Origin of the sequence: Flavonifractor sp. An306 (genome assembly GCF_002159455.1) — a bacterium.
Classification (GTDB): Bacteria; Bacillota; Clostridia; order Oscillospirales; family Oscillospiraceae; genus Flavonifractor.
Map to the genome: position 1 here is coordinate 1 of NZ_NFIQ01000226.1, position 918 is coordinate 918.

General features: G+C 46.2%; 1 protein-coding gene. It reads right to left on the reverse strand.

All coding sequences use genetic code 11. The annotated features are described in order from the left end of the window. Positions 1–150: 150 nt before the first annotated feature. Entirely contained in the window at positions 151–447 is a 297-nt protein-coding gene (locus B5F88_RS19790; RefSeq protein ID WP_087937082.1) for a hypothetical protein, read from the reverse strand. Positions 448–918 lie beyond the last annotated feature (471 nt).

Sequence of the window (918 nt, forward strand, 5' to 3'; positions counted from 1 at the left end):
ACCTTGTATATAACCCATGTGTGTCACCTCTATTGCGGTTTTTACACAAGTATTATACCATATATTGTGTCAAGATACCAGATTCACTTGTAGTTTTCGGACAGTCTGCGAGAGAAAGGTCCTGCTCAAAACGGAGAAAAACAAAGGGTGTCACGTCGCCCACCGTGTTTCCAGGGCCTCACTCAACAGTTTCGCAAACCGCTCCAGATAAAAACGGATGTAACCAAAGTCTGTGTCCCCTTCCAGCGGGAAGTTAACGTCACCCATTCGACAGGCAGTCTCTATTACAACGTATGCCGCTGGCAGCTCCCCGTCTTCCAGCAAGGCCTCAAGGATCTCACACACAATAGCCAGTGTATAACCTCCACCCTCCTGGTCAAAGAAATAGTCTGCCAGTTCCGCAGCACTGTTCACTACTTCGGTATACTGCTCTTTCCTGTTTTTCACGATAATCACCTCCTAATTTTCAGAGATAATCTGTCCACCACACGTGGACGCCATTTCTATTTCCGATGCTTATCTGATGCTTATGGATTGAAACACATAAACCTAGTGAAACAAAGTGACCAGTTAACGCCAAAAAGGTGGAACTCCAGACATTAAAAGCGCTATTGAAGCTGGAGACACCCCTCGCCTACGCCTCATAACCCGGAGGTCGGAGGTTCAAATCCTCCCCCCGCAACCACATTGTGCGACCAAAAAAGATATCGCACCGGAAAACCCCGAAGCCGCAACGGTTTCGGGGTTTTTTCGCGTCCATTTTTGACTGCACGAAAAAAAGATATCTGTAAGCGTAAAATAGAGGAGGACGATAAGGTACAATAATTTTCGCAAATTGAAAAAAGGATGAGAAGAGACATGGTTTGCAGAACTCTGGTAGAATGAAGTCGCGACACACCATTCTGAAAGGAGACAGCA